A 25891-nucleotide genomic window follows, 5' to 3' on the forward strand; every position below is an offset into this window, starting at 1 on the left:
CTCGGCCACCGGCGGCGGCGCCGGCGCCGGTGCGGCCGACTCGTGGATGCCGAGCAGGCTGCCCTTGGTGGCGCCATCGGTGACGCCGGGGCGCGGGTCGACCTGGTTGCGCAGCACCAGCGACAAGGTGCCGACGCTGCGCGCCAGGTCCAGGTTCTCCGCCTGTTCGGGCGTCACCTCCAGCGTGACCGCGTTGACCACCCGCGGCTTGGTCTCGTCGCGGCCGACCTCCTGCGCCACCGCCAGCACCAGGATGCGCTCGAGCACAATCTTGGAAATGGCCGTCTCGCGCGTGGACTGGGTGTTGACGATGATGTCGACAAAATTCCCCGGCAGCGCAAACCCCGCCACGCCCACCACATCGTTCACGCGCACCGTGATGGCCCGCTTGCCTTCCGCGATCAGCGCCGACAAGCCGCCCAGGGTACCGGCCGGCGCCAGCTTGGCCTCGCTGAGCGGCTCGTCGCGCAGCACACTGGTCTTCAGCACCCGGCCCACCAGCTTGCCTCCGTCGCGCAGCGCGCCGCGCGGCAGGGTATCGGCCGGCCAGTCGATCTGCTTCAGCATGTCCTGCGTCAGACGCTGGCCCAGGCTGACGTCCACCGCCGCCACCACGATCTTGTTCGAGGTGCCGGGCGTCTGCTTCAGCAGCCAGCGCGAGGCCAGCACCACCGCCGCCAGTCCGAACACGACGGCCAATGCCATCATCAACAGTGCGCGCCGGTTCTTCATGCTATGCGCGGCGACAGGTCGTCTTCGTTCGCGCCGGGCGCGCAGGCGAACATGCTGGTCCAGGCCTGGTCCAGCGCGGCAATCGAGATGCGCGCCGGCTCCCCCATGAAGCCGGCGAAATCGGCCACGCGGCCGATGATCTCGCGCGGATAGCAGGCCAGCAGCGGCAGCGCGCTGCCGGCGTGCAGTTCGTCGAGCAGATAGCGCAGCGCCGCCTCGTCATACAGCACGCCCATGCTCAGGCACTGCTGGCGGAACAGGGTGCGGTAGCTGGCCGCGCTCAGGGCGCCGACCTGGATCTTGTAGCCGAGGCGGCGCAAGGCCATCGCGTCGAGCAGCGCCGACGGTTCCAGGCTGGTGGCGAACACCAGCCGCATGCGGCACGGCACGCTGAAGTGGTAGCCGGGCGCCTGCGCCGCCAGCGCGGCGATCGACAAGCGGCTGCGCTGCAGCTCGTGCGCCAGCACGAAGCGGTTCAACACCTCGGCCGCCGGCATGCGCTGGCGCCCCAGATCGTCGACGATCAGCAGGCCGTTGTTGGCCTTCATCTGCGGCGGCGCGCGGTAGCAGCCGCTGGCCGCGTCGGCCTGCAGATCCAGCATTTCCGCATCGAGGTCGGCATCCAGCACCACCACCGGACGCTGGCACAGCACCCAGCGCGCATCGCTGCTGCGGCGCTCGGTCGGCGCCGGCAGCGTGCGCGCCTGGCGCGGCGACGGCGGCTGGTGCACCGACGGATCGTAGACCTGCACGACGTCCTGCCCCACCACCAGCGCGTACGGCACCGCCACCAGCCCTTGCAGCAAGCCGCCCAGGCGGCGCGCCAGCGTCGACTTGCCGCTGCCGGACGGGCCATGCAGCAGCATGCTGCGGCCCGAATACATGGCGGCGCCCAACACCCGCTGCGTGGCCGGCGGCAGCAAATCGTCGGCGAATTCGGCCGCCAGCTCTTCCGCGCAGGGCAGCGGCATGTGCGCCGCCTGGCGCTCGACCATGGCGCGATAGGCTTCCAGCGTCACCGGCGCCGGGCCGGCGTACGGGCAGCGCTCCAGCCAGGCCGCGGCGCGCTGCTTGCCGGCGCCGGTCAGCTGGTACTGCACGTCGATTTCCGAAGCGCCGCGCCAGGCCACCTCGGCCAGTTGCTCGGCCACCATGAAATCCAGCACTTCGCGCAGCACGTTGATCGACAGGTGCAGCCGGGTGGTCAGCACCGGCAGGTGGCTTTTGCCGCTGGTGTACAACACCTTGGCCACCAGTTCCACCAGCAACTGCTGCGGCAGGCCGCTGTCGCGGATCGAGCGCGGCGAGGACGGCAGCAGGTTGTCCACTTCGGTATCGTGTATCGGGGAGGTTTCAAGGGCAAACATCTTTGTCTCCGCAGGGAAATAGTTACGGTGCGGAATCAAGTTTAGTCAGCCAAGCGGGCTGGATATTGACCTGCAACAAGCTCTGCTCAGCAATGGTTCAAAACCACCACACTGACGGTGCCGCAGGCGATGGCGACGCCGTAGGGAATGCCGCCCACGCTGGCGGCCGGTTCCAGCGGCACCGGCAGCAGCGGCACGCCGCTCAGCCGCAACAGCAGCGGTTGGCAGATCTGCACCAGATTGCGCCAGATCTGGCGCCAGCGGCCCGTGACCAGCAGCATCAGCAGCGCGATCACGCCGCCCATCAGGGACGACACCACCGCGATCTGGAGCGCCGCCCACGGTCCGAGGAATGCGCCGACCATGGCCATCAGCTTGACGTCGCCGGCGGCCATGCCGCGCAGCAGGTACAGCGGCAGGAATAAAAAAAAGCCGGCCATGGTGCCGGCTAACCAGTGCGACAGCGGCGCCCACGGCGGTCCGCTCAGCAGATGCAGGATCAGCGCCAGCAACAGTCCGCTCAGGATCAGCACATTGGGGATCTTGCGCATGGCCAGATCGGTCAGCGCCGCCTGCGCGACCAGGCAGATCAGTATCACTTCGATGGCATTCAGCATGATGGTCTCCTGAAGGCTTTCCAGCCCGGACAGCGGCTGGAAAGCCTGCATTTACGGCGTCCCTTTGATCTGGTTGGCGATGGTCTCGAAGGCGGTTTTCAACGCCGGCCCCAGCAGACCGAAAGCGGCCAGCACGGCGGTGGCCATGGTGGCGGCGATCAGGCCATACTCGATCGCGGTGATACCGTCCTCGTCACGCGCAAACTGTTTTGCTGCTGCAATCAGTGAGTTCATGTCGTACTCCTTGGTGAATGGATTGAAACTGCCTCTGGCACTGACGATATTGCCGTGCGGCACCATTAGGGAGCACTATACGGATTAGCGGCAAGTGGGAATTGACTATGCGCAAGTTTTCCTTGCGGAATTATTTTTATGCGCGCACGGCGGCGCGCGCTTATGTCACACTGTGACTGTGTGCAGCCGGAGGCGCCGCCCGACACGCAAATTGTGACCGCGCTGTTACAACATATGTTTTTTTTCGCACACATGAATTGCCACGATTGCAAAAAGCTATTATCCTGCTTAGCTGTTCTTTGGAAAGGCGTGGTCTTACTGCTCTTCGCAAGAAAATGGATTCCCTACTGAAACACATGGTGGACATGACCGGTCACCGCGATCACACCATGCTGGACATTTCGGTGATTTCGGCGGTGCAGGAGCTTGCTCACGCCAGTCAGGTCCGCGTACTGACCCTGGCCGTCGTCAGAGGGAAGATCTTCGTGCGTCCGCGCGCCATCATCGTGGCCGGCGACGCCGCACGCATGGTCGACACGACCGACCAGAACAGCCCTGGCGAGCCGATCGAACGCTACCCGGCGCTGGCGCAATGCCTGGCCCGCCACGAGGCCAGCGCCGACGTCGCCAACGAAGCCGACGAGCACACGCTGTGGCTGCCGATCTGGCTCGGCGACAAGGCCGACACCTGCCTGGAAATCGTCAACCCGACGCCGTACACCAAGGAAACCGTGACCGTGATCGGCGGCGTGGTCAGCGTCTACCGCAATTTCCAGAACCTGCTGGACTACAGCGAACGCGATTCGCTGACCGGCCTGCTCAACCGCAAGACCTTCGACGACCAGCTGGCCAAGATGCTGGCCGCCAGCACCGAACAGGATTCGCTGACGCTGCCGGGCGAACCGGAGCGCCGGCTGCACCGCGACGAGGAAAAACAATGGCTGGCGGTGGTCGATGTGGACCATTTCAAGCACGTTAACGACCGTTTCGGCCATTTGTACGGCGATGAGGTGCTGATCCTGATCGCCAACCTGCTCACCTCGTCGTTCCGCGCGCAAGACCGCGTGTTCCGTTTCGGCGGCGAGGAATTCGTCGTGCTGCTGCGTTCCGCGACCCTGGAAAACGCCAAGAAAATCATCGAACGCTTCCGCATGAACGTGGCCGCGCATGACTTCCCGCAAGTCGGCAAGGTGACGGTCAGCGTCGGCTTCGTCAGCATCAGCGCGATGGAAGCGCCGGTGATCATCCTCGGCCATGCCGACCAGGCGCTGTATTACGCCAAGAGCCATGGCCGCAACCTGGTCTGCCACTACGATGAACTGGTCAGCGGCGGCCTGCTGCAGACCATCGAATCGAACGATACCGCCGAATTCTTCTAGGCGACGCTCAAAAAACGCATCGGGTCGACATTCCACTTGGCCGGCGACTCGTGGCTGACGATCTTGTCGCCGCCGCCAAAGCCCACGCCGCGCGCCAGATCCACGGTTTCCGGCTTGATGTAGACATTTTTCTTCGTGTGGAAAAACACGTTGACCTTGGGCGCCAGCAGGTTGGTTTCGTGCGGCTCCACCACCACGCCCAGCCGTCCCGATTCCAGCAGCACCATGGTGCCGACCGGATAGATGCCGACGCAGCGCATGAATTCCTGCGCATACGCCGGATTGAAGTGAAACTTGCTCCACTCGTAAATCTTGCGCAGCGCCGCCGCCGCCGACATGCCCTTGTGATAGCAGCGGTCGGCCGTGATGGCATCGTACACGTCGACAATGGCAGCCATCTGCGCCAGTTCGCTGATGCCTTCCTCGGCCTGTTTGCCCGGATAGCCGCTGCCGTCACGGCGTTCGTGGTGGTGCAGCGTGATATCGAGCGGAATCGGGCCGATCTCCGGCGACTGTTTCAGGATGTTGTAGCCATCCTGCGGGTGCTTCTTGATGATGGCGAATTCCTCGTCGGTCAGCGGCCCCGGCTTGTTGAGGATGTGATCGGGCACCAGCGCCTTGCCGGTGTCGTGCAATAAGCCGCCCAGCCCGGCCTGATGGGTGATGTCGGCCGCCATGCCGCGCGAGCGGCAGAACGCCACCAGCAGCGTGCACACGCTGACCGAGTGCAGGAAGGTGTAATCATCCTTGGTCTTGATCCGCAGCAGCCCGACCAGCGCGCCCGGATTGCGCAGGATCGATTCGGTGATGTTTTGCACCACCGGTTGCACCTGGTCCAGCTCGATCGCCTTGCCGAGCCGGGCATCCTGCATCACCGTGCGCACCAGACTGGCGGCCTGGTGGCGGATCTGCACCGCGCGCTGCATTTCCTCGCCCAGCGACACACGGCTGACCACCGGCGCCTTGGCGGCGATCTCGACGATCTCGCGTTCGGTGGCGGCTTGCGCTTCCGCCAGGGTGGGCGCGTCTTCCACGTCCAGGCCCTTGCTGCTGTCAATGACCACGTCGTGGATGCCGGCGCCGATGATCTTGCGGATCTCGTCCGCGCTGGCAATCAGGAAGCGGTTGCGGATAAATGGATGGGTCATCCAGTCGCAGCTCAGGTCATGGATGTACATGCCTACCTTGAGCTGGGAAGAATCGACTTTCTTTAACATGGGATACCCATCAAAATAGATAGCAAGGGATGCAACCAGTATAACAAAAACATTTCCTACCGAAACTATCTTTACCTTTCCTGCATATGGAACTGCGCCAACTCCGCTATTTTGTTGCCATCGTCGACCACGGCTCACTGTCGCGCGCCGCGCTGGTGCTGCACGTGGCGCAGCCGGCCCTGACCCAGCAGCTGCGCCAGCTGGAGGACGATCTGGGCGTGCAGCTGCTGCACCGCTCGGCGCAAGGCGTGCTCAGCACCGATGCCGGCAAGATTTTCTACGAACACGCACAAGCCATCCTCAAGCAGGTGGCCGATGCGCGCTCGGCGGTGGCGCAGTCGGCCGAACGGCCCAGCGGCAGCGTTACCCTGGGCCTGCCGCACAGCATTTCGGGCGCGCTGGCCCTGCCGCTGCTGACCGCCTGCCGCGCCCAGTACCCGGAAATCACGCTGCAACTGACCGAGGAGCTGACCGGCAACCTGGCCGATCAGCTGAAATCCGGCCGCGTCAACCTGGCCGTGCTGCTCGATGACGGCCAGCTCAGCCAGTTCGCCACCACCGCGCTGGTGGAAGAGGAATTGCAGTTCATCTGCCGTACCGATGCGGCCTACGCCCGAGGTGAGCAATCACTGACATTGCAACAGGCATTGGACACGACCCTGATCCTGCCCGGACTGCAGCACGGCGTGCGCCCGCGCATCGAGGCGGTGGCGCGCGCTGCCGGCCTGAGCCTGAACAACGTCATCGAAATCAACTCCATCGCCATCCTTAAATCGGCGCTGCTGGCCGACATGGGCGCCACGATTTTGCCGTCCTCGCCTGTCCTGGACGAACTTACTCGCGGGCTGCTGCGCGCCCAGCGTATCCGCGAGCCGGCTATCTCGCGCACGGTGGTGCTGTGTTCCTCACGGAACATCCCGTTGACCAACGCGGCGGCGGCGGTCAGCCGGCTGGTGCGCCAGGTCAGCGACACCCTGTGCGACCAGGGCCGGTGGCCGGGCGCCACACCGATCGCCTAGCCATAGGTTTTTCTTATACCCCCATCGGGATTCGGTATTTCCGTATACGTCAAGTAGCGCCCATACTGGTAGCAAGCCGCAGACCCTGTGGCATATGGCTCGAGCCTGGCACGCCTACCCGGCAGCAACCAGCTTGAGCGCGATCTGATACCAAAAACGGAGACAACCACCATGCCAGACGGCGCCAGCACGCTCACGTCCGTGAGCCTCGACGACAAGTACACTTCCACCAACGGCAAGATCTTCCTGTCCGGCATACAGGCGCTGGTGCGCCTGCCGATGATGCAGCACGTGCGCGACAAGATGGCCGGCCTGAACACGGCCGGCTTCATCTCCGGCTACCGCGGCTCGCCGCTGGGCGGCCTGGATGAAAACCTGTGGAAAGCCAAGCCGCACCTGGAGGCGCACAACGTGCAATTCGTGCCGGGCGTGAACGAAGACCTGGCCGCGACCGCCGTCTGGGGCTCGCAGCAGGTGGACCTGATCGGCCCGTCGGATTACGACGGCGTGTTCGCCATGTGGTACGGCAAAGGCCCGGGCGTGGACCGCTGCGGCGACGTCTTCAAGCACATGAACCACGCCGGCACCGCCAAACACGGCGGCGTGCTGCTGGTGGCCGGCGACGACCACGGCGCCTATTCGTCCACCCTGCCGCACCAGTCGGACCACATCTTCTCGGCCTGCATGGTGCCGGTGCTGTATCCCTGCAATGTGCAGGAATACCTGGACCTGGGCATCCACGGCTGGGCCATGTCGCGCTTCTCCGGCTGCGCGGTGGCGTTCAAGGCGCTGGCCGACACGGTGGAATCGTCCGCCTCGATCGACGCCGATCCGTTCCGCGTCGAGACCAGAATCCCGCAGGAGTTCGTGATGCCGCCGGGCGGCCTGAATGCGCGTTTGTCGTCGGTGCCGCTGGGCCAGCAGGCGCGCAATCAGGAAGCGCTGATGCAGGACTACAAAATCTACGCCGCGCTGGCCTACGCGCGCGAGAACAAGCTGAATCACACCACCATCGATGCGCCGGACGCCAAGCTGGGCATCATCGCCTCCGGCAAATCGTATCTGGACGTGCTGGAAGCGCTGGAGGAACTGGGCATCGACGAAGACATGGCCGCCAAGGTCGGCCTGCGCCTGTTCAAGGTCGCCATGCCCTGGCCGCTGGAACCGGACAGCGTGCGCGAATTCGCCCAGGGCCTGGATGAGATCCTGGTGGTGGAGGAAAAGCGCCAGTTCGTCGAATACCAGCTCAAGGAACAGCTGTACAACTGGCGCGACGACGTGCGTCCGCGCGTGATCGGCAAATTCGACGACAAGGGCGAATGGGTGGCACCGCGTGGCGAATGGCTGCTGCCGCCCAAGGCCGATTTCTCGGTATCGCAGGTGGCGCGCGTGATCGCCGGCCGCGTGGCGCGCTACATCGGCGACGCCCACATCCAGGACCAGATCAAGGCCCGCCTGACTTTCCTCGACGAGAAGGACGCGGTGCTGAAGAAGGCCATCAACACGCCATTCCGTCCCGCCTTCTACTGCTCCGGATGCCCGCACAACACCTCGACCAAGGTGCCGGACGGCTCGTTCGCGCTGGCCGGCATCGGCTGCCACGTGATGGCCACCTCGATCTACCCGGAGTACAACAAGCTGACCACCCACATGGGCGGCGAAGGCGCGCCGTGGATCGGCCAGGCCGCGTTCTCCAAGGTGCCGCACGTGTTCCAGAACCTGGGCGACGGCACCTACTTCCACTCCGGCTACCTGGCGATCCGCGCGGCGGTGGCGGCCAAGGTCAACATCACCTACAAGATCCTGTACAACGACGCGGTGGCCATGACCGGCGGCCAGCCGGTGGACGGCATCACTTCCGTACCGATGATCGCGCAGCAGATGGCGGCAGAAGGCATCAAGCGCATCGCGCTGGTGACGGAAGACCTGTCGCGCTATACCGACCGCTCGGCGCTGCCAGCTATCGTCACCCTGCACGACCGCAAGGACATGGACGCCGTGCAGCGCGAGCTGCGCGAGGTGTCCGGCGTCTCGGTGCTGATCTACGACCAGACCTGCGCCGCCGAAAAGCGCCGCCGCCGCAAGGCAAGCGCGAACGGAGCGCTTGCCGGGGACACGAATAAACGCATGGTCATCAACGAAGCCGTGTGCGAAGGCTGCGGCGATTGCGGCATCCAGTCCAACTGCGTGTCCATCCTGCCCAAGGAAACGGAGTTCGGCCGCAAGCGCACCATCGACCAGTCGTCCTGCAACAAGGACTACTCGTGCGCGAAAGGCTTCTGCCCCAGCTTCGTCACGGTGGAAGGCGGTGCGCTGAAAAAGACCAAGACCGGCGCTTCGAAATCCGATGACGGCTGGGCCGATCTGCCGGAACCTTCGCTGCCCGCATGCGAGCAGCCCTACAACATCCTGATCAACGGCATCGGCGGCACCGGCGTGATCACCGTCGGCGCCTTGATGGGCATGGCCGCGCACATCGAAGGCAAAGGCGCCTCGGTGCTGGACATGACCGGCATGTCGCAGAAAAACGGCTCGGTCACCTCGCACGTGAAGATCGCGCGCACGCCATCGCATCTGCGCGCACAGCGCATTGCCACCGGCGAGGCCGACGTCATCCTCGGCTGCGACATGCTGACCGCCGGCGCGGCCGATGCCGTGTCCAAGATGCGTCCCGGCCGCACGCTGGCCATCGTCAACCTGCACGAACAGCCGCCCGGCACCTTCGCGCAACAGCCGGACTGGGAATATCCGGCCGAAGACGTGCGCGCGCTGATCGAAGAATCGGTGGGCGCCGGCGCCGCCGACTTCATCGACGCCACCAGGCTGGCCACCGCGCTGATGGGCGATTCGATCGCCGCCAACCTGTTCATGCTGGGCTATGCCTGGCAGCGCGGCCGTATCCCGCTCAAGCAGGAATCGCTGCTGCGCGCGATCGAGCTGAATGGCGTGGCGGTGGAATCGAACAAGAAAAGCTTCCTGTGGGGCCGCCGCGCCGCTGTCGATCTGAAGCGCGTGGAACGCACCGCCGTGCCGACACAGGCCATCGTGATGCAGATGCCGCAAAGCCTGGACACCGTGGTCGGCAAGCGCATCGAATTCCTGACCGGCTATCAAAACGCCGCCTACGCGTCGCAGTACGCGCAGCTGGTGACGCAGGTGCGCGACACGGAGGCCGCGCTCGGCCTGGGTAACAAGCTGTCCATGGCCGTGGCCAAATACTACTTCAAGCTGATGGCCTACAAGGATGAATACGAAGTGGCGCGCCTGTACACCGATGGCCGCTTCGTCGAGCAGGTCAAGCAGCAGTTCGAAGGCGACTTCACGCTGAAGTTCAACCTGGCGCCGCCGCTGTTCGCCAAAAAGGACGCCAAGGGTCATCTGGTAAAAGCGGAATTCGGCTCATGGATGTGGAGTGCATTCAAGCTGCTGGCCAAACTGAAAGGCCTGCGCGGCGGCGCCTTCGACATCTTCGGCTACACCGAAGAGCGCAAGATGGAACGCGCGCTGATCGCCGAGTACCGCGAGATGGTAAACGGCCTGCTGGCCGGCCTGACCCGCGACAACCATGCGGTGGCGGTGGACCTGGCCGCGCTGCCGGAAAAAGTGCGCGGCTTCGGCCACGTGAAGGAAGCCGCCGTCGCCACCTTCCGCACCGAAAAAGAGCGCCTGCTGGAGCAGTTCAACCAGCAACGCGCCGCCTGATGCATAGTTACGTTAACATAAAAATTATTAGGGACAGCAATGAACGATCTCTCTACCCCGAAAGTCGCCGCGATCTCCGACCTGCCGCGCGTGCACAACAAGGTCCGCTTCGTCACCGCGGCCTCGCTGTTCGACGGCCATGACGCCTCGATCAACATCATGCGCCGCATCCTGCAATCGAACGGCGTGGAAGTCGTCCACCTCGGCCACAACCGCTCGGTGGACGAAGTGGTCACCGCCGCGCTGGCGGAAGACGTGCAGGGCATCGCCATCTCCAGCTACCAGGGCGGCCACGTCGAATACTTCAAATACATGATCGACCTGCTGCGCCAGCGCGGCGGCGCCCACATCAAGGTGTTCGGCGGCGGCGGCGGCGTGATCGTCCCGCACGAAATCGAAGAACTGCATGCCTACGGCGTGACCCGCATCTTCAGCCCGGAAGACGGCCAGCGCATGGGCCTGGCCGGCATGATCCAGTGGATGGTGCAGCAGTGCGACATCGACCTGTCGCAATATTCGCCGACCGCGCTGGCGCCGCTGCGCGAGGGCGACATCGCCGGGCGTCACCGTCCGCTGGCGCAACTGATCACCGCGCTGGAAAACGACAAGGCCGCGCCCGCGCTGCGCGCCGAACTGCTGGCCGCCGCCGAAGATCTGCCGGTGCCCACGCTGGGCATCACCGGCACCGGCGGCGCCGGCAAATCCTCGCTCACCGATGAACTGATACGCCGCATCCGCCTCGACCAGAACGACGCGCTGAACATCGCCATCATCTCGATCGACCCGTCGCGCCGCAAATCGGGCGGTGCGCTGCTGGGCGACCGTATCCGCATGAACGCCATCAACCCGTGGGCCGGCAAGGCGCGCGTGTTCATGCGCTCGCTGGCCACGCGCGAGGCCGGCTCGGAGATTTCTTCGGCGCTGCCGGACGTGATCGCGGCCTGCAAGGTGGCCGGCTTCGACCTGGTGATCGTCGAGACCTCCGGCATCGGCCAGGGCGACGCCGCCATCGTGCCGCACGTGGACGTGTCGATGTACGTGATGACGCCGGAATTCGGCGCCGCCTCGCAGCTGGAAAAAATCGACATGCTCGATTTCGCCGACTTCATCGCCATCAACAAGTTCGACCGCAAGGGCGCGCTGGATGCGCTGCGCGACGTCGCCAAACAGTACCAGCGCAACCGCGAACAGTGGCGCAAGCGTCCGGAAGAAATGCCGGTGTACGGCACCCAGGCATCGCGCTTCAACGACGACGGCGTGACCGCGCTGTATCAGGGCCTGCTGCCCAAGCTGGCGGAATTCGGCCTGCGCACGCAGCCGGGCAAACTGCTGCCGGCCGAGGTGCGTCATTCGAGCGGCAAGAACGTCATCGTGCCGCCGGCGCGCAACCGCTACCTGGCGGAGATCGCCGACACCGTGCGCGGCTACCATCGGCACACCCGCAAACAGGTCACGCTGGCGCGCGAGCGGCAGCAACTGAGCGAAGCCAAACGCATGCTGGCCATCGCCCACAAGAGCGCCGACTTCGACGACCTGATCTCCGAACGCGACGCCGAGATGGACGCCGGCGCCAAAAAGCTGCTGGCGCAATGGCCCGACATGCAGGCGGCCTACGCCGGCGACGACTACGTGGTCAAAATCCGCGACAAGGAAATCCGCACGCGACTGGTGCAGCACACCTTGTCCGGCACCAAAATCCGCAAGGTCGCGCTGCCGCGCTACGAAGACCATGGCGAAATCCTGCGCTTCCTGATGCTGGAAAACGTGCCGGGCTCCTTCCCCTTCACCGCCGGTGTGTTTGCCTTCAAGCGCGAAGGCGAGGATCCGACCCGCATGTTCGCCGGCGAAGGCGACGCCTTCCGCACCAACCGCCGCTTCAAGCTGGTCTCCACCGGCATGGAGGCCAAGCGCCTGTCGACCGCGTTCGACTCGGTTACGCTGTACGGCGCCGATCCCGCGCTGCGTCCAGACATCTACGGCAAGGTCGGCAACTCAGGCGTCTCCATCGCCACGCTGGACGACATGAAAGTTCTGTACGACGGCTTCAACCTGTGCAGCCCGAGCACCTCGGTCTCGATGACCATCAACGGTCCTGCGCCGACCATCCTGGCGATGTTCATGAACACCGCCATCGACCAGCAGCTCGACAAGTTCGCCGAAGAGAACCAGCGCCAGCCCACCGCCGACGAAGCGGCGAAGATCAAGGCCTGGGTGCTGCAGAACGTGCGCGGCACCGTGCAGGCCGACATCCTCAAGGAAGACCAGGGCCAGAACACCTGCATCTTCTCCACCGAATTCTCGCTGAAAGTGATGGGCGACATCCAGGAATACTTCGTCCACCACCAGGTGCGCAACTTCTACTCCGTATCGATCTCCGGCTACCACATTGCCGAAGCGGGCGCGAACCCGATCTCGCAGCTGGCGTTCACCCTGTCCAACGGCTTCACCTTCGTCGAAGCCTACCTGGCGCGCGGCATGCACATCGACGACTTCGCGCCCAACCTGTCGTTCTTCTTCTCGAACGGCATGGACCCGGAATACACCGTACTGGGACGCGTGGCCCGCCGCATCTGGGCCGTCGCCATGCGCGACAAATACGGCGCCAACGACCGCTCGCAAAAGCTCAAGTACCACGTGCAGACCTCGGGCCGCTCGCTGCACGCGCAGGAGATCGACTTCAACGACATCCGCACCACGCTGCAGGCGCTGATCGCCATCTACGACAACTGCAACTCGCTGCACACCAACGCCTACGACGAAGCCATCACCACCCCGACCGACGAATCGGTACGCCGCGCGCTGGCGATCCAGCTGATCATCAACCGCGAATGGGGCCTGGCGAAGAACGAGAACCCGAATCAGGGTTCCTTCATCATGGACGAACTGACCGACCTGGTGGAAGAAGCCGTGCTACAGGAATTCGAACGCATCGCCGAACGTGGCGGCGTGCTGGGCGCGATGGAAACCGGCTACCAGCGCGGCAAGATCCAGGAAGAGTCGATGCTGTACGAGCACCAGAAGCACGATGGCACCCTGCCTATCATTGGCGTCAACACCTTCCGCAATCCGAAAGGCTCGGAAGCGCCGGCGCAGATCGAGCTGGCGCGCTCCACCGACGACGAGAAACAATCGCAGCTCCAGCGCCTGGAGCAGTTCCACCAGCGCCACGCGGCCGATGCGCCGCAAGCCCTCGCAGCCCTGCAGCAAGCCGCGATCGACAACGCCAACGTCTTCGAAAAGCTGATGGACGCCGTGCGCGTCTGCTCACTGGGCCAGATCACCACCGCGCTGTTCGAAGTCGGCGGCCAATACCGCCGCAACATGTAAACCAAGTCGGGGGCAGAGCCGACATTCGGACACAAGCCCGGCCGTAGCAGCCACTACGGCTGGGCTTGTGTCCGAATGTCGGCTCTGACCCCGATCGTAGGTGTTTTTAGCGCTCATCAATTTCTTTCATTCCGACCTATCGAATACAGAGCTAAACTGGTTGTATATTCCAGGAGCAGATTGTGATTACGTTACAAATATCGCTACCAGAAGACCTTGCTCGCGATGCCAAAGAGATGGGCTTACTAAAGCCCGATACGATCTCGGAAATTTTGCGCAACGAAATACGTAAGCAAGCATGCAATCACTTGCTGAGTATTGCCGACGAGTTGGCGGCAACCGGGGACAAGCCCATGACCGCGGAAGAAGTGCAAGAAGAAATTCGTGCTGTTCGGAGAGAACAGCATGCGACTCGTTCTTGACACCAATACATTGGTGTCGGGGGCGCTATGGCATGGTGCTCCGCATCTGTTGCTGGAAGCCGCTCGAGATCAACGTTTCACTCTCTGCACCTGCCACGACATCCTTCTAGAACTATTATGCGTCCTTAACCGCCCGAAATTTACGGCAAGGCTTAAGCTGACTTCCATCACACCCCGCAAAATCATAAAGGAATATCTCCGCCTCGCAGTAATGATCCAGCCCCCAGTAATCATTCCGAAAATTTCCAGGGATCCGACAGATGACATTGTTGTGGCTTGCGCACTACAAGCAGGCGCTTACGCCGTTGTGTCTGGGGATAAAGACTTACTCATCCTCAAGTCCTATCAGGGCATCCATATCATCGACCCGGTAAGTGCGTTGCAACGGCTTCCTTAGCCCTCTAATCTATGGTGTCGCTTTTTTGACAAGCAGTATGTCATTTCTGGCGACCAAGCTGCTTTCTAGTTGCCATTTCTTTTTCTTGCTGCAAAACTAAACTGTTGTATTCATTTTAAGAAAAAGATTGTATTCATCCGAAACTAGCAAGGAGATTACCCTATGGATTTCATCGATCAGTTACGCGCGCTCGCCACTCGAATTGCATCATCGAAGGACGTAATCCAAACAGAAGAGGCAACGAAGAATGCCATGATCATGCCTTTCATTCAGCTCCTTGGTTATAACGTATTCGATCCAATGGAAGTAGACGACCTTTACAAATATGCAGAGCAGTTAAAGGCAACCATCTCCTATCACCTCCCCAAAGACGCGTCCTCAGCATAATCAGCCCTCTAGATGAGCTCACTGCGCGTGGCAGCTTGCTGCGCGGTAGAAGTAGAAGCCGTCGAAACCGACTGATTCCGTGGATGGCGCGAAGTGGTAGCTGAGCTCGCGCCGCTTTTCGTTGTAGCCGCTCAGGCTGCCGGCGTGCTTGCTCAGCTGTTCCTTGTACAGTTCCGCCGCGAACGGCGCTTTGCCGCCCAGCGAGACGGTCAGGATGTCGCCGTCGCGACGCCAGGCGCCCGGATTGTAGAAATCGAAGCCGCCTTTGAACAGCAGGCTGCCGTCCGATTGCAGCAGCATGCACATGGTGGGGAACTCGGTACCGGTATTCTCCAGCACCTGCACGGTGCGCACCGACGGCGTCGGTGGTGTCTGCACGCTGGCGCAGCCGCCGAGCAACAGGAACATGGTGGCGTAAGCCAGTTTAGATTTCATGCAGCAAGCGCAAGGATGTCGAAACGCTTACTTTACCCTATCAGACCGGGCAAGGGCCAACTGTGGCGCCTGGCTGCAACACCGGCTGCCACAGTTCGTGCAGTTCGCCGGCTGGCGTACCGTCCACCAGCGCCAGCAGCATTTCCACCATGCGCGCGCCGGCCTTATGGGCGTCCGGCTGGTCGATGGTGGTGACGTTGGCGCCCGCCAGTGTGTCCGACATGCAGCCCCAGACGATGACGGAGATTTCTTTGCCGATGTCGATGCCGGCATCCAGCAACGCGCGCACCGCGCCGACGCCCGATAAATGATTGTCGATGATCACCGCGGTCGGCCGCGGCGAGCAGGCCAGCAGCTGCTGCATCGCCTGATAGCCGCTGCGGCGGTCCAGCGTGTTGTCGATCAGGTAGCGCGAGTCAGGGCTCAGCCCGGCCGACATCATCGAGGCGATAAAGCTGAACTTGCGCTGCATGGCGAAGTTCAGTTCCAGCGGTGCGCTGATCAGGGCGATCCGCTGATGGCCCAGTCCCAGCAAACGTTCCATCGCCAGCCGGATGCCGGCCTCGTTGTCGTAGTCGAACCACGCATACGGCGCGCGCAGCGAGGTGCGTCCATGCGCGATGAACGGAAACTTGGCCTTGCTGAGAAAGGCGATGCGCTCGTCGTTGACCAAGGTGCGCCCCACCACCAGGCCGTCGACACGCCGCCCGCGCACGATCTGCTGATACGAGGGCTGCTCCGCCGCCGGCGACACCGGCGCGATGATCAGGTTCTTGTTCACCGCCTCCAGCGCGGCCGACATGCCCGACACCACGTCGAGGAACATGGCGTCGCCCAGGTCAGCCGCCAGCAGCGGATAGATGATGCCGAACACATTGGTGCGCCCCAGCGCCAGCGAGCGCGCCATCGGATTCGGCTGGTAGCCGACTTCGCGCGCGGCCTTCAGCACCCGCTCGCGCGTCTTGGCATTGACCTCCGGGTAACCGTTTAACGCCCGGCTAACCGTGGTCTTGGACATGCCAAGTTGATTTGCGAGGTGCGCCAGATTCATAGACGATTACTTAATGTTGACCGCTGATTATAGCGGCGGCGTCAAATCCGCCGCCACTCTGATCGACTTCCCGTTTGAAGAAATACAACATCAGCAGCACGATGCTGATCGGCACCAGGGTCAGATAGAAGGCGAAATGGCCGTTGAAGTTGCCGAACACGTAGCCGGTGATCAGCGAGCCGGTGGTGCCGCCCAGCGCCGAGAAAATCACCAGCAGGCCGGTCATGGCCGAGTGCTGATGCTTGGGCAGGGAACTCAGCATCACCGAGTTGATGCCCGGGTAGATCGGCGCCATGAACAGGCCGATCAGCGGGAACAGGAAGGTCGCCAGCGGCGCCGTCGCCCAGGTGATGTGCGGGTCGGCGATCACGTCGTGCGTCAACGGCAGCGCCAGCAGCACCATGGCGGCCATGCCCAGCACGCAGCCGTTCATCACCGGATACCAGTTCAGCTTGCGCATCAGCACACCGGCCGACAACCGCCCCGCCGCCAGGCAGGCGGCAAAGATGCTGGTCACTTCCACGCTCATCGCCGCCGGCAGCTTGAGGATTTCGTTGTTGAAGGTCGGCAGCCAGGTGCCGATGCTCTGCTCGATCAGCACATACAGGAAGGCGGTGATGATGAACACGCACACCAGCGGCTTGAAAAACAGCTTGAGCATGGCGGCGAAGTCCTCGACCAGGCCGCGTCCCTCGGGCGGCGCCGCCAGCGATTCGTTGAACGACGTCGAGAGGACCAGCAGGAACGTCAGCGCGCACAGCGCCGCCAGCACCCAGTAGGTGTGCAGCCAGCTTTGCGACAGCGGATTGTGCGAGTCGATGAAGTAGCCGAAGACCCAGTAGGCACTCAGCACGCCCAGCATGAAGAAGCCCTCCAGCAGGTTCATGGTGCTGGCGTGCTGCTTGCGGTCGGCCGCGATCAGGCCCAGGGTGGAGTACACCGACACCTTGACCAGCGCGAACGACACGCCGACGCAGAAGAACAGCAACTTGGTGGTGGCGAACGACGGCGCCAGCGGCATCGCCATGCAGGCAAAGGTGACGATGGCCAGGCCGATCAGCATGGCCTTCTTGTAGCCTATGCGCGGCAGGAACGACGCCACCAGGAACGACACCACCGCGATCGGCAGATCCTTGAAGCCTTCCAGCACGCTGGCGGCGGATTTGCTGATGCCGTAGTTGCTGATCACCTGCAGGATCACCGTCCCCACGCTGTTGAGCAGGATGGCAAAGACAAAGTAGATCAGGAATAGGGCGAATAGAATCTTATTGTTCTTCATGCTGCTGTCTCCGGAGCTTTATGTTTTAGTATGCAGCGAGATTGAATTCCTGCAGGCTGGTGATCACCACATCCGCCTCGGTCAGCACGAAGGGATGCCCGATCCCCAGTGCGAACATGCCGGCCGCCTTGATCGCCGCCACGCCGGCCACGGCATCTTCCACGCCCAGGCAATCGGCCGGCGCCACGCCCAGCTCACTCGCGGCCTTGAGGAAGATTTCCGGGTCAGGCTTGCCGCGCGCGATTTTTGCCGCATCCACCACGTAATCGAATTTGTCGGTGATGCCCAGATGCTCCAGCACCGTGAAGGCGTTCTTGCTGACCGAGGCCAGGCCGATGCGCAAGCCGGCACGCCGCACCGAATCCAGCGCCGCCACCGCGCCCGGCAGCAGGTCGGCCGAGGACATGGTGGAAATCAGCTCCTGATAATGCCGGTTTTTTTCATCGGCCAGCGCCAGCTTCTCTTCCTGCGTGTACCGGCGCGGCGACGAGGCCAGAATCAGGTCCAGGGAACCCATGCGGTCTATGCCCTTCAGGTTCTCGTTGAACGCCTGATCGAAGTGCACGCCCTGCGATTCCGCCAGCTGCTTCCACGCCAGATAGTGGTAATGGGCGGTATCGGTGATCACGCCATCCAGATCGAATATGACTGCCTTGAAGCGGCTCATGCGTAGCTCCTCGATTGCTTGGGTTGCGAGGCGGTCAGCGTCAGCTGTTCGCCGCCATGGGTAAAGTCCAGCACCTCGCCTTGCAGCAGGCTGTATTCCACCCGCCCCGCTTCGATGTGCACCTGCAGCAGCGCGCCGCGGAAGTGGATCTTGAAGGTGTAGTGCTGCCACTGCCTGGGCAACTGCGGCGCGAAGTGCAGTTCGCCGCCCAGCACGCGCATGCCGGCGAAGCCGTAGGCCACGCCCATCCAGGTGCCGGCCATGGCCGCCGTGTGCACACCGTAATGCGTGTTGCCGTGGGTGTCGTCCAGATCCAGGCGCGCGGTCTCCATGAAGTAGTCGTAGGCCTTGTCCTGATACCCCACTTCCGCCGCGATGATGCTGAAGATGCAGGACGACAGCGACGAGTCGTGCGTGGTCACCGCCTCGTAGTAATCAAAGTCGCGGCGCTTGTCTTCCAGCGTGAACTGGTCGCTGAGCAGCAGCAGCGCCAGCACCACGTCCGCCTGCTTGCACACCTGATGGCGATAGATCACCATCGGATGGTAGTTCAGCAGCAGCGGGTAATTCTCCTTCGGCGTGTTGGCGAAGTCCCAGACCTTCTTGGACAGGAAGCTGTCGTCCTGCGCATGGATCTGCAGCGCCTGGTCGTATGGCAGATGCATCAGCGATGCGGCGCGGCGCCATTGTGCCGGCTCGTTGGCGTCCAGTGCCATGGCGGCGGCGATGCGCGCGAATTCTTCTGGCGCATCCGCCTGCAACCGCTCCGCGATCGACGCCGCGAAGTTCAGGTGCATCTGCGCCATGGCGTTGGTGTAGTAGTTGTTGTTGACCAGCGCCGTGTACTCGTCCGGACCGGTCACCTGGTTGATGCAGAAGCGGCCCTCGCGGTCGTAGGAGCCGATGCCGGCCCAGATGCGCGCCGTCTCCATCACGATCTCGGCGCCGTACTTGACCAGGTATTGCTGGTCGTCCGTGGCTTCCATGTACATCTTGATCGAATACGCGATGTCGGCATTGATATGGTACTGCGCGGTGCCGGCCGGGAAGTAGGCCGAGCATTCCTCGCCGGCGATGGTGCGCCACGGGTACAGTGCGCCGATGTCATGCGACATCTGGCGCGCGCGCTCGCGCGCCTTGGGCAGGCCGGCGTAGCGGTATTCCAGCAGCTTGCGCGCGATCTCCGGCTTGGAATACAGGAAGAACGGGAAGATGTAGATTTCCGTGTCCCAGAAATAGTGGCCCTCGTAGCCCTCGCCGGTCACGCCCTTGGCCGAGATATTGGTCTTGCCGTCGCGGCCCACCGACTGCAGCAGGTGGAACTGATTGAAATGCATGCCCTGCTGCAGCGCGTCGTCGCCGGCGATCTGCACGTCGGCCTGCTGCCAGAAGTCGGCCAGGTAGCGCGCCTGCTCCACGCACAGCGCCTCGAAGCCGGCCGCCTTGGCTTCGGCCAGCGTGGCGCGGCTGTGCGGCAGCAGCTCGTCGGCCGCGTAGTCGCGCGACGAATGATAGCTGCCGAATTTATCCAGACGCGCCGACTGGCCGGACTTCAGCGGCAGTTCCCAGGTCTGCGTCAGACGCAGACCTTCCTGTTCCTGCACCGGCGCCTGCGCGCGTTCGGCGGTGATCACCGTCTCGGTGGCGCTGACCAAAGTGAAGCCGCTGTTGTGCGTCTTCTGCACCAGCGCCGCGAAACCGTCCTGCTGTTCGACGCCGATCAGATGCAGCGTCGGGCCGGACACGGCCGAGCCCACGCGCGGATCGTCGCCCGCTTCGATATTCTTCACCGCGCCATCGAGCGCCGCCACCAGCCGGATGGTGCCGTCGAAGTTCAGCGCGGTCACCTCGAACTGCTGCGCGAACAAATGCTTGTTGTTGAAGCAGACCAGGCGCCGGCTGCGGACCGCGATGCGGCGGCCGGACGGCGAGGTCCACTCCAGCGTGCGCGCCAGCACGCCGGTGCGGAAGTCCAGCACACGCTCATACGCATCCACGCTGCCGGTCAGCAGATCGAAGCGCTCGTTCTCCAGCCACAGTTCGACGCCCTTCGCGTTCGGCACGTTCAGCATGAACTGGTTGATCTTGGCCAGGCCGTACGCCGTCTCCGGATAGGTGATCGGCTCCGATTCGTAAAAGCCATTCAGATACGTGCCGTCCAGCGACGTGCCGGCCGGGCCGCTGTAGCCTTCCTCGCCGGTGCCGCGCAGGCCGATGTAGCCATTCCCCAGCGCGAACAGGGTCTCGTCGAGAAAATGGGACTGGGTGTCGAAAGCGGTCTCCCGGATGCACCAGGCGTCAAGCGGATAGGTGTGTTGTTGCACAGCGAATTCCTCAGATAGCGATTCAAAGCGGTTTGAATTTCAAAATACACCGGTTCTCATCGGGTTTTTAGCGTATTTCGGGAAAAACTAGGTCTGGCGTACCATCAGCGTGGTCGGCAGCATTTCGGAAGCGACCGGGTGGCCCTCGATCAGGCCCAACATCTTCTTGGCCAACAACACGCCGCCATCGCGCAGATACTGGTGCACGCTGGTCAGCGGCGGCACGAAACTGGCCGCGCCGGGCGTATCGTCATAGCCGATGACGGAGACATTCTCCGGCACCCGCAAATTCTTCTCGGCCAGCGCGCGGATCGCGCCCATGGCCAGCAAGTCACTGGCGGCAAACACGCCGTCGAACGGCGCGCCCTTCTTCCTCAGCAGCGACGAAATGCTGTCGAAGCCGGCCTCGAAGGTGAATGCCTTGGGCCGGATGATGTGCACCGTCGCCCGTCCCCCCATCGCGTCGATGAAGCCGGCGCAGCGTTCCTGCACCTCGGCGTGATCGACGTCGCCGAGGAACACCAGCTTCTGGCGGCCCTGCGCGATAAACCGTTCAGCGGCGCTGATGCCGCCCTTCCGGTTGTCGGAGCCGACCACGATGTAGTCGGTGTCCGCTTCCGGCGCGCCCCAGACCACCAGCGGCATGCCGGTTTGTTGTAAAGCGTGCACAGCCTCGCTGTGCGAACCCTGGCCCAGCAGGATCAGGCCGTCGGCGCCCATCACCGGCGCCGTGTTCATCAGCTGCTTGGAGGTCAGCACCACGCTGTAGCCGGCCGTGGTCAGTTCCTGCGTGATGCCGCCCAGCAGCTCCAGCGGATACGGATCGGACATCGGCCGGCCGCGCACAGGTGTCATTTCCACCACAACCGCCACCGAATAACTGCGTCCCATGCGCAGATTGCGCGCGCTGACGTTGAGACGGTAGCCCTGCTGCTCGGCCAGCGCCCGGATCTTTTCCCGCGTCTCCACCGTCACCAGCGGACTGTCGCGCAAGGCCCGCGACACGGTGATTTTCGAGACGCCGGCCAGCTTGGCCAGGTCTTCCATCGTCAGCGCCGTGTCGCTTTTGCGGGCTGCATTCTTATTCGCGGGCATCGTTGTTCTAAAGGTAAAAATCAGGGTCGGCGCACGCATTATGACAGAATTTTGAAATTTGTCGCGGAAAATGACATCGATAACATTTCAATTGACATCGATAACATTTCTTGTTTCAATGGCTAATCTTCACATTTATGCATGAAGATGGGGATGGAGGCTGCCACGCTGGCGACTGCCGTCCAGGAGACGAAGTATCCTAATAAGAAAGCCCAGACACGATGAAAAACCCGTTCCTGCCATCGGCCATTGCGGCCGCAGTCCTGACTCTGCTCAACCAGACCGCCGCCCAGGCCCAGACCACCGAACCGGCCGCCGCCGGCGACACCAGCGCGCAAGCGGCGCCGACCCAGGAAGTTGCCAAGGAAATCCAGCAAGTGGTCGTCACCGGCGTCGCTTCGGCGCGCGGCGTGCGCAAGGTCGATTCGGCCTTCTCGATCACCACCGCCAACGAAGAACAGCTGAAACAGGCCGCGCCGAGCAGCACCGCCGACATCATGAAAATCGTCCCGGGCGTGTACGCCGAATCGACCGGCGGCCAGTCGGGCGCCAACATCGAAGTGCGCGGCTTCCCGTCGGGCAGCGATTCGCCCTTCGTTTCGGTGCAGCTGATGGGCAACCCGATCTACCCGCCGCCGACCCTGTCGTTCTTTGAAGGCTCGTCGGCGTTCCGCCTGGACGACACCGTCGAGCGCGTGGAAGTGCTGCGCGGCGGCCCGTCGACCATCTGGTCCAACGGCCAGCCCGGCGCCACCATGAACTTCATCCTCAAGGAAGGCACGGACACGCCGGAAGGCACGGTGCGCTTCACTACCGGCACCGGCAGCCTGCGCCGCGTCGACATGTACTACGGCGGCAAGATCAGCGATGGCTGGTACGGCTCGGTGGGCGGCTTCTACCGCAAGACCGACGGCGTGCGCGACGCCGGCTTCCCGGCCGACGACGGCCACCAGATCACCGCCACCCTGACCCGCAAGCTGGACCAGGGCAAGCTGACCATCTATGCCCGCAACACCGACGACAAGAACGCCTTCTACACCGGCGTTCCGCTGATCTCCAGCAACAACGGCCGCACCATCAGCGCCTTCCCCGGCTTCGACCCGCTGACCGGCACCCTGATGAGCGGCGAAATGCGCAACTTCACCATCGAGGCGGGACCGGGCAAGACCTTGACCAAGGACCTGGCCGACGGCCGTGGCCTGAAAGCCACCGTGTTCGGCGCCGACTTCGACCAGAAGGTCGGCGACTGGTCCATCTCGAACAAGTTCAACCGCTTCGATGGCGACCTGAATACCGTCGCCATGTTCACCGGTAACAACCCCTTGTCGATGAATGACTACCTCAAGAACGCCATCGCCGCGGCCAACGGCAATGCGGCGGTGGTCGCCGCGGCCGGCGGCGTGGCCACCGCGGGCACCGCCTCGTTCGTGCATGGCGGCGCGGTCGACGGCAACCAGCAGGTGGTGCAGGCCGGTCTGTGGGCGGTCGAAAAGCAGCTGCGCTCCTTCACCGACGAACTGCGCGTCAGCAAGGACCTGGGCGGCGGCCACACGGTCACCGTGGGCGGCTACTTCGCCGACTACTCTTCGCACGACGTCTGGTATCTGGGCAACAGCCACCTGATGACGGCCCAGCCGCAGGCCAGCCTGATCAACGTCACCCTCAACAACGGCGTGATCGTGTCGAAGAACGGCACCGACGGCAACATCAATTACGCGCCGGTGGCTTCGTATGACGGCCGCAACACGGCCGGCTTCATTTCGGACGACTGGCAGGTCAACGACAAGATCAAGGTCGATTTCGGCGTGCGCCATGAACAGCAAAAGATCAGCGGCACGATCTCCAACCTGACGTCGGCCGACACCGACAACAACATCCTGACCGTCTACAACAACGGCACCTCGATGCCGAACGGCAGCAACACCTACCTGAGCCGCACCGACAGCGCGAATTCCTTCACCGTCGGCGGCAACTACAAGCTGGGCAAGAACTCCTCGGTGTTCGTGCGCGCCAACCGTGGCCATACCTTCATCTCGTTTGATGACATGCGCGGCGTGGGCAACCAGGCCGACGTGAACAACCACGGCATCCTGCCGACGCCGAAGGTCAGCCAGTATGAAGTCGGCTTCAAGACCGCGACGCAGCTGTACACCGCCTACATCAACGCCTTCCACACCGATTTCGACGGCATCGCCTTCACGCAGATCCTGACCGACGGCAGCGAGCTGCACCGCATCAGCGGCTCCAAGGGCAATGGTCTGGAATTCGAACTGGCCGTGCGTCCGATCGACAACCTGCAACTGGCGCTGACCGGCGATTACCAGAAGTCCGAGTACAAGGACAATCCTGACACCGCCGGCAAGACCGTGCAGCGCCAGCCGAAGCTGCAGTTCCGCTTCACCCCGACCTACCGCATCCCGTTCGGCGAGGGCAATTCGGCCAAGCTGTACGGCACCTACACCTCGATCGGCTCGCGCTGGGCGGACCAGTTGAACCAGCAATACTTGCCGGCGTACCACACCTTCGACGCCGGCGTGCTGTTCGAGCTCGGTGAAAAAATCGAAGTGCGCCTGGCCGGCACCAACCTGAACAACGAGCTGGGCCTGACCGAAGGCAACTCGCGTCTGACCACCGGCAATGTCGGTCCGATCAACGCCCGTCCGCTGTTCGGCCGCACCTGGGAAGCGTCGCTGCTGTACCGCTTCTAAACGTCCCCTACCCTCTCGCAGGCAAGGCGCGGTCGGCCTTGCCTTTTTTATCTTTGTGGTCTAATCTACAATAAATGAATTCGCGACCTGGGGGAAGATATGGCCACGTTTTTGTCCGTCAATGCACTGCAAGCTTCGGTTGCCCAGGCTGAAAGGCAGGTGCAACAGGGACAGACTCGGGTGGCGCAGGACGCGGCCAGGCTGGACGCCAGCCGCAACCAGCTGGCGCAGGAAAGGCAGCGGCTGAGCGACACCGAGCGCGAGAGCAATCAGGCCAGCGCGGCGCAACAAGCGTCCACGCCCAGCATCAATCTGGACCGTGCCATCGAAAAACCGTCACGCCCGGCGCAGCAGCTGCCGGCATCCCGGCCGCAGGTGAATACCCTGGGCCAGGCCCTCGGCAAGTTCATCAACGTGACCGCCTGATCAGGCGGTGGCGAGCTTTTCCCGCTGCGCCAGCGGCTCCCACCATTTTTCGGTCGCCAGCGGCTGGCGGATATCCAGCCGCTGGCCGATTTCCGGCGTGGCGATCGGCCGGCGACGCTCGACCGCCAGTTGAGTGATGCGGTCGAACGGATCATGCCAGGCATGCAGCGACAAATCGAAGGTGCCGTTGTGGATCGGCAGCAGCACCTTGCCGTTCAAATCGAGGTGCGCCTGCAACGACTCTTCCGGCTGCATATGCACATCGGGCCACTGCGGATCGTATGCGCCGGTCTCCACCATCGTCAGATCGAAGGGGCCGTAACGCCGGCCGATCTCCTTGAAACCATCGAAATAGCCGCTGTCGCCGCTGAAGAAAATCCGCGTGCCGCGGTCTTCGATCACGAACGAGGCCCACAGCGTCTTGTTGCGGTCGCCCAGGCCGCGGCCCGAGAAATGCTGGGCCGGCGTGGCCACCAGCTTGAGGCCGGCGACCAAGGTCATCTGCCACCAGCTCAGTTGCTGCACCTTTTTCTTCGGGATGCCCCAGGCGACCAGGCGGTCGCCCACGCCCAGCGGCGTGATGAAATGCTCGGTCTTCTCCGCCAGCTTCAACACCGCCGCCTTGTCCAGGTGGTCGTAATGGTCGTGCGACAGGATGATGCCCTTGATCGGCGGCAGCTCGTCGATGCTGATCGGCGGCTGGTGGAAACGCTGCGGCCCGGCCCACTGCACCGGCGACGCGCGCTCGGAAAACACCGGATCGGTCAGCCAGAAGTGACCGTTCAGCTTCAGCAGCACGGTCGAGTGGCCGAGGCGGAACAGGCTGCGATCCGGAGCATCCATTAACTGCTGCTGCGTGATCGCGTGAACGGGAATGGCGACGCTGGGCACGGTGTCCTTCGGCTTGTCGAAGGCAAAGCGCAGCATGATGCCCAGCGTCTTGAGGAAGCCCATCTTGTGCATCTTCACCGGATTGCGGAAACGGCCGTCACGCGTGCGCGGCGCGCTCGGCACGGACAGCCCGTCAAGCCCATCGAGGGCGCTATCGGCGATGACAGATGGATAAGTCATGTTGGGACTCCAATCAAAAATGTACACTACACAGT

General features: G+C 63.2%; 21 protein-coding genes. 9 read left to right on the top strand and 12 right to left on the bottom strand.

Going from position 1 to position 25891, the window contains the following annotated elements:
* The 4 genes from cpaB to E4L98_RS12290 form a co-directional block, all read right to left on the bottom strand.
* Positions 1-732 (bottom strand): Flp pilus assembly protein CpaB (cpaB, locus tag E4L98_RS12275; protein ID WP_135201842.1); only part of this gene is annotated, 732 nt, incomplete at its 3' end.
* Entirely contained in the window at positions 729-2099 is a 1371-nt protein-coding gene (locus tag E4L98_RS12280) for a DUF8689 domain-containing protein (protein ID WP_135201843.1), read from the bottom strand. The genes E4L98_RS12280 and cpaB, both read right to left, overlap by 4 nt.
* An 86-nt stretch (positions 2100-2185) precedes the next feature.
* Entirely contained in the window at positions 2186-2767 is a 582-nt protein-coding gene (locus tag E4L98_RS12285; protein WP_229257374.1) for an A24 family peptidase, read from the bottom strand.
* The gene (locus E4L98_RS12290; RefSeq protein ID WP_135201844.1) at positions 2768-2950 is read right to left on the bottom strand and encodes a Flp family type IVb pilin; all 183 of its coding nucleotides are present in this window, start codon (positions 2948-2950) and stop codon (positions 2768-2770) included.
* 335 nt (positions 2951-3285) lie between these two features.
* Here E4L98_RS12290 and E4L98_RS12295 point away from each other — a divergent pair, with 335 nt between their 5' ends.
* The gene (locus E4L98_RS12295; protein ID WP_135201845.1) at positions 3286-4329 is read left to right on the top strand and encodes a GGDEF domain-containing protein; all 1044 of its coding nucleotides are present in this window, start codon (positions 3286-3288) and stop codon (positions 4327-4329) included.
* Here E4L98_RS12295 and E4L98_RS12300 read toward each other — a convergent pair.
* Complete coding sequence (locus E4L98_RS12300; protein ID WP_135201846.1) at positions 4326-5546, bottom strand: HD-GYP domain-containing protein; 1221 nt, start codon at positions 5544-5546, stop codon at positions 4326-4328. The genes E4L98_RS12295 and E4L98_RS12300 overlap by 4 nt on opposite strands.
* A gap of 86 nt (positions 5547-5632) precedes the next feature.
* Here E4L98_RS12300 and E4L98_RS12305 point away from each other — a divergent pair, with 86 nt between their 5' ends.
* The 6 genes from E4L98_RS12305 to E4L98_RS12330 all read left to right on the top strand — a co-directional run bounded on the left by E4L98_RS12305 (position 5633) and on the right by E4L98_RS12330 (position 14800).
* Positions 5633-6565 (top strand): LysR substrate-binding domain-containing protein, encoded by a 933-nt coding sequence (locus tag E4L98_RS12305; protein ID WP_135201847.1) that lies wholly within the window; start codon positions 5633-5635, stop codon positions 6563-6565.
* Positions 6566-6736: 171 nt separating this feature from the next.
* Positions 6737-10267 (top strand): indolepyruvate ferredoxin oxidoreductase family protein, encoded by a 3531-nt coding sequence (locus tag E4L98_RS12310; protein ID WP_135201848.1) that lies wholly within the window; start codon positions 6737-6739, stop codon positions 10265-10267.
* A 39-nt stretch (positions 10268-10306) separates the two neighbouring features.
* Positions 10307-13594, top strand: coding sequence for a fused isobutyryl-CoA mutase/GTPase IcmF (gene icmF / locus E4L98_RS12315; protein ID WP_135201849.1), 3288 nt, complete (start codon positions 10307-10309; stop codon positions 13592-13594).
* Positions 13595-13776: 182 nt separating this feature from the next.
* A complete protein-coding gene (locus tag E4L98_RS12320) occupies positions 13777-14016 on the top strand; it encodes a hypothetical protein (protein ID WP_135201850.1) in 240 nt (79 codons plus the stop codon).
* On the top strand, positions 14000-14413 hold the full coding sequence (locus tag E4L98_RS12325) for a putative toxin-antitoxin system toxin component, PIN family (protein WP_135201851.1): 414 nt from the start codon (positions 14000-14002) through the stop codon (positions 14411-14413). The genes E4L98_RS12320 and E4L98_RS12325 overlap by 17 nt, the downstream gene beginning before the upstream one ends.
* A gap of 162 nt (positions 14414-14575) precedes the next feature.
* On the top strand, positions 14576-14800 hold the full coding sequence (locus E4L98_RS12330) for a hypothetical protein (RefSeq protein ID WP_229257375.1): 225 nt from the start codon (positions 14576-14578) through the stop codon (positions 14798-14800).
* An 18-nt stretch (positions 14801-14818) separates the two neighbouring features.
* Here E4L98_RS12330 and E4L98_RS12335 read toward each other — a convergent pair whose 3' ends face one another.
* The 6 genes from E4L98_RS12335 to E4L98_RS12360 all read right to left on the bottom strand — a co-directional run bounded on the left by E4L98_RS12335 (position 14819) and on the right by E4L98_RS12360 (position 21651).
* Complete coding sequence (locus tag E4L98_RS12335; RefSeq protein ID WP_135201852.1) at positions 14819-15235, bottom strand: hypothetical protein; 417 nt, start codon at positions 15233-15235, stop codon at positions 14819-14821.
* A 40-nt stretch (positions 15236-15275) separates the two neighbouring features.
* Positions 15276-16286, bottom strand: a complete 1011-nt coding sequence (locus tag E4L98_RS12340; RefSeq protein ID WP_135201853.1) for a substrate-binding domain-containing protein — start codon at positions 16284-16286, stop codon at positions 15276-15278.
* A gap of 10 nt (positions 16287-16296) precedes the next feature.
* Complete coding sequence (locus tag E4L98_RS12345) at positions 16297-17565, bottom strand: MFS transporter (RefSeq protein ID WP_135201854.1); 1269 nt, start codon at positions 17563-17565, stop codon at positions 16297-16299.
* Between the two features lie 25 nt (positions 17566-17590).
* The gene (gene pgmB / locus E4L98_RS12350; protein WP_135201855.1) at positions 17591-18232 is read right to left on the bottom strand and encodes a beta-phosphoglucomutase; all 642 of its coding nucleotides are present in this window, start codon (positions 18230-18232) and stop codon (positions 17591-17593) included.
* Positions 18229-20556, bottom strand: a complete 2328-nt coding sequence (locus E4L98_RS12355; protein ID WP_135201856.1) for a glycoside hydrolase family 65 protein — start codon at positions 20554-20556, stop codon at positions 18229-18231. The genes pgmB and E4L98_RS12355 overlap by 4 nt, the downstream gene beginning before the upstream one ends.
* An 87-nt stretch (positions 20557-20643) precedes the next feature.
* Entirely contained in the window at positions 20644-21651 is a 1008-nt protein-coding gene (locus tag E4L98_RS12360) for a LacI family DNA-binding transcriptional regulator (protein WP_135201857.1), read from the bottom strand.
* 221 nt (positions 21652-21872) lie between these two features.
* Between E4L98_RS12360 and E4L98_RS12365 the strand changes: the two genes are divergently transcribed.
* Together E4L98_RS12365 and E4L98_RS12370 are read left to right on the top strand one after the other, a co-directional pair.
* Positions 21873-24359 carry a TonB-dependent receptor gene (locus E4L98_RS12365; RefSeq protein ID WP_135201858.1) on the top strand — a complete coding sequence of 829 codons (2487 nt, stop codon included), beginning with the start codon at positions 21873-21875 and terminating at the stop codon, positions 24357-24359.
* Positions 24360-24458: 99 nt separating this feature from the next.
* Positions 24459-24785 carry a hypothetical protein gene (locus E4L98_RS12370; RefSeq protein ID WP_135201859.1) on the top strand — a complete coding sequence of 109 codons (327 nt, stop codon included), beginning with the start codon at positions 24459-24461 and terminating at the stop codon, positions 24783-24785.
* Here the strand turns inward: E4L98_RS12370 and E4L98_RS12375 are convergent, their stop codons facing one another.
* Entirely contained in the window at positions 24786-25856 is a 1071-nt protein-coding gene (locus tag E4L98_RS12375) for an MBL fold metallo-hydrolase (RefSeq protein WP_135201860.1), read from the bottom strand. It lies immediately after the preceding gene.
* Positions 25857-25891 lie beyond the last annotated feature (35 nt).

It is taken from the genome of Duganella callida (assembly GCF_004614165.1).
GTDB lineage: Bacteria > Pseudomonadota > Gammaproteobacteria > Burkholderiales > Burkholderiaceae_D > Rugamonas > Rugamonas callida.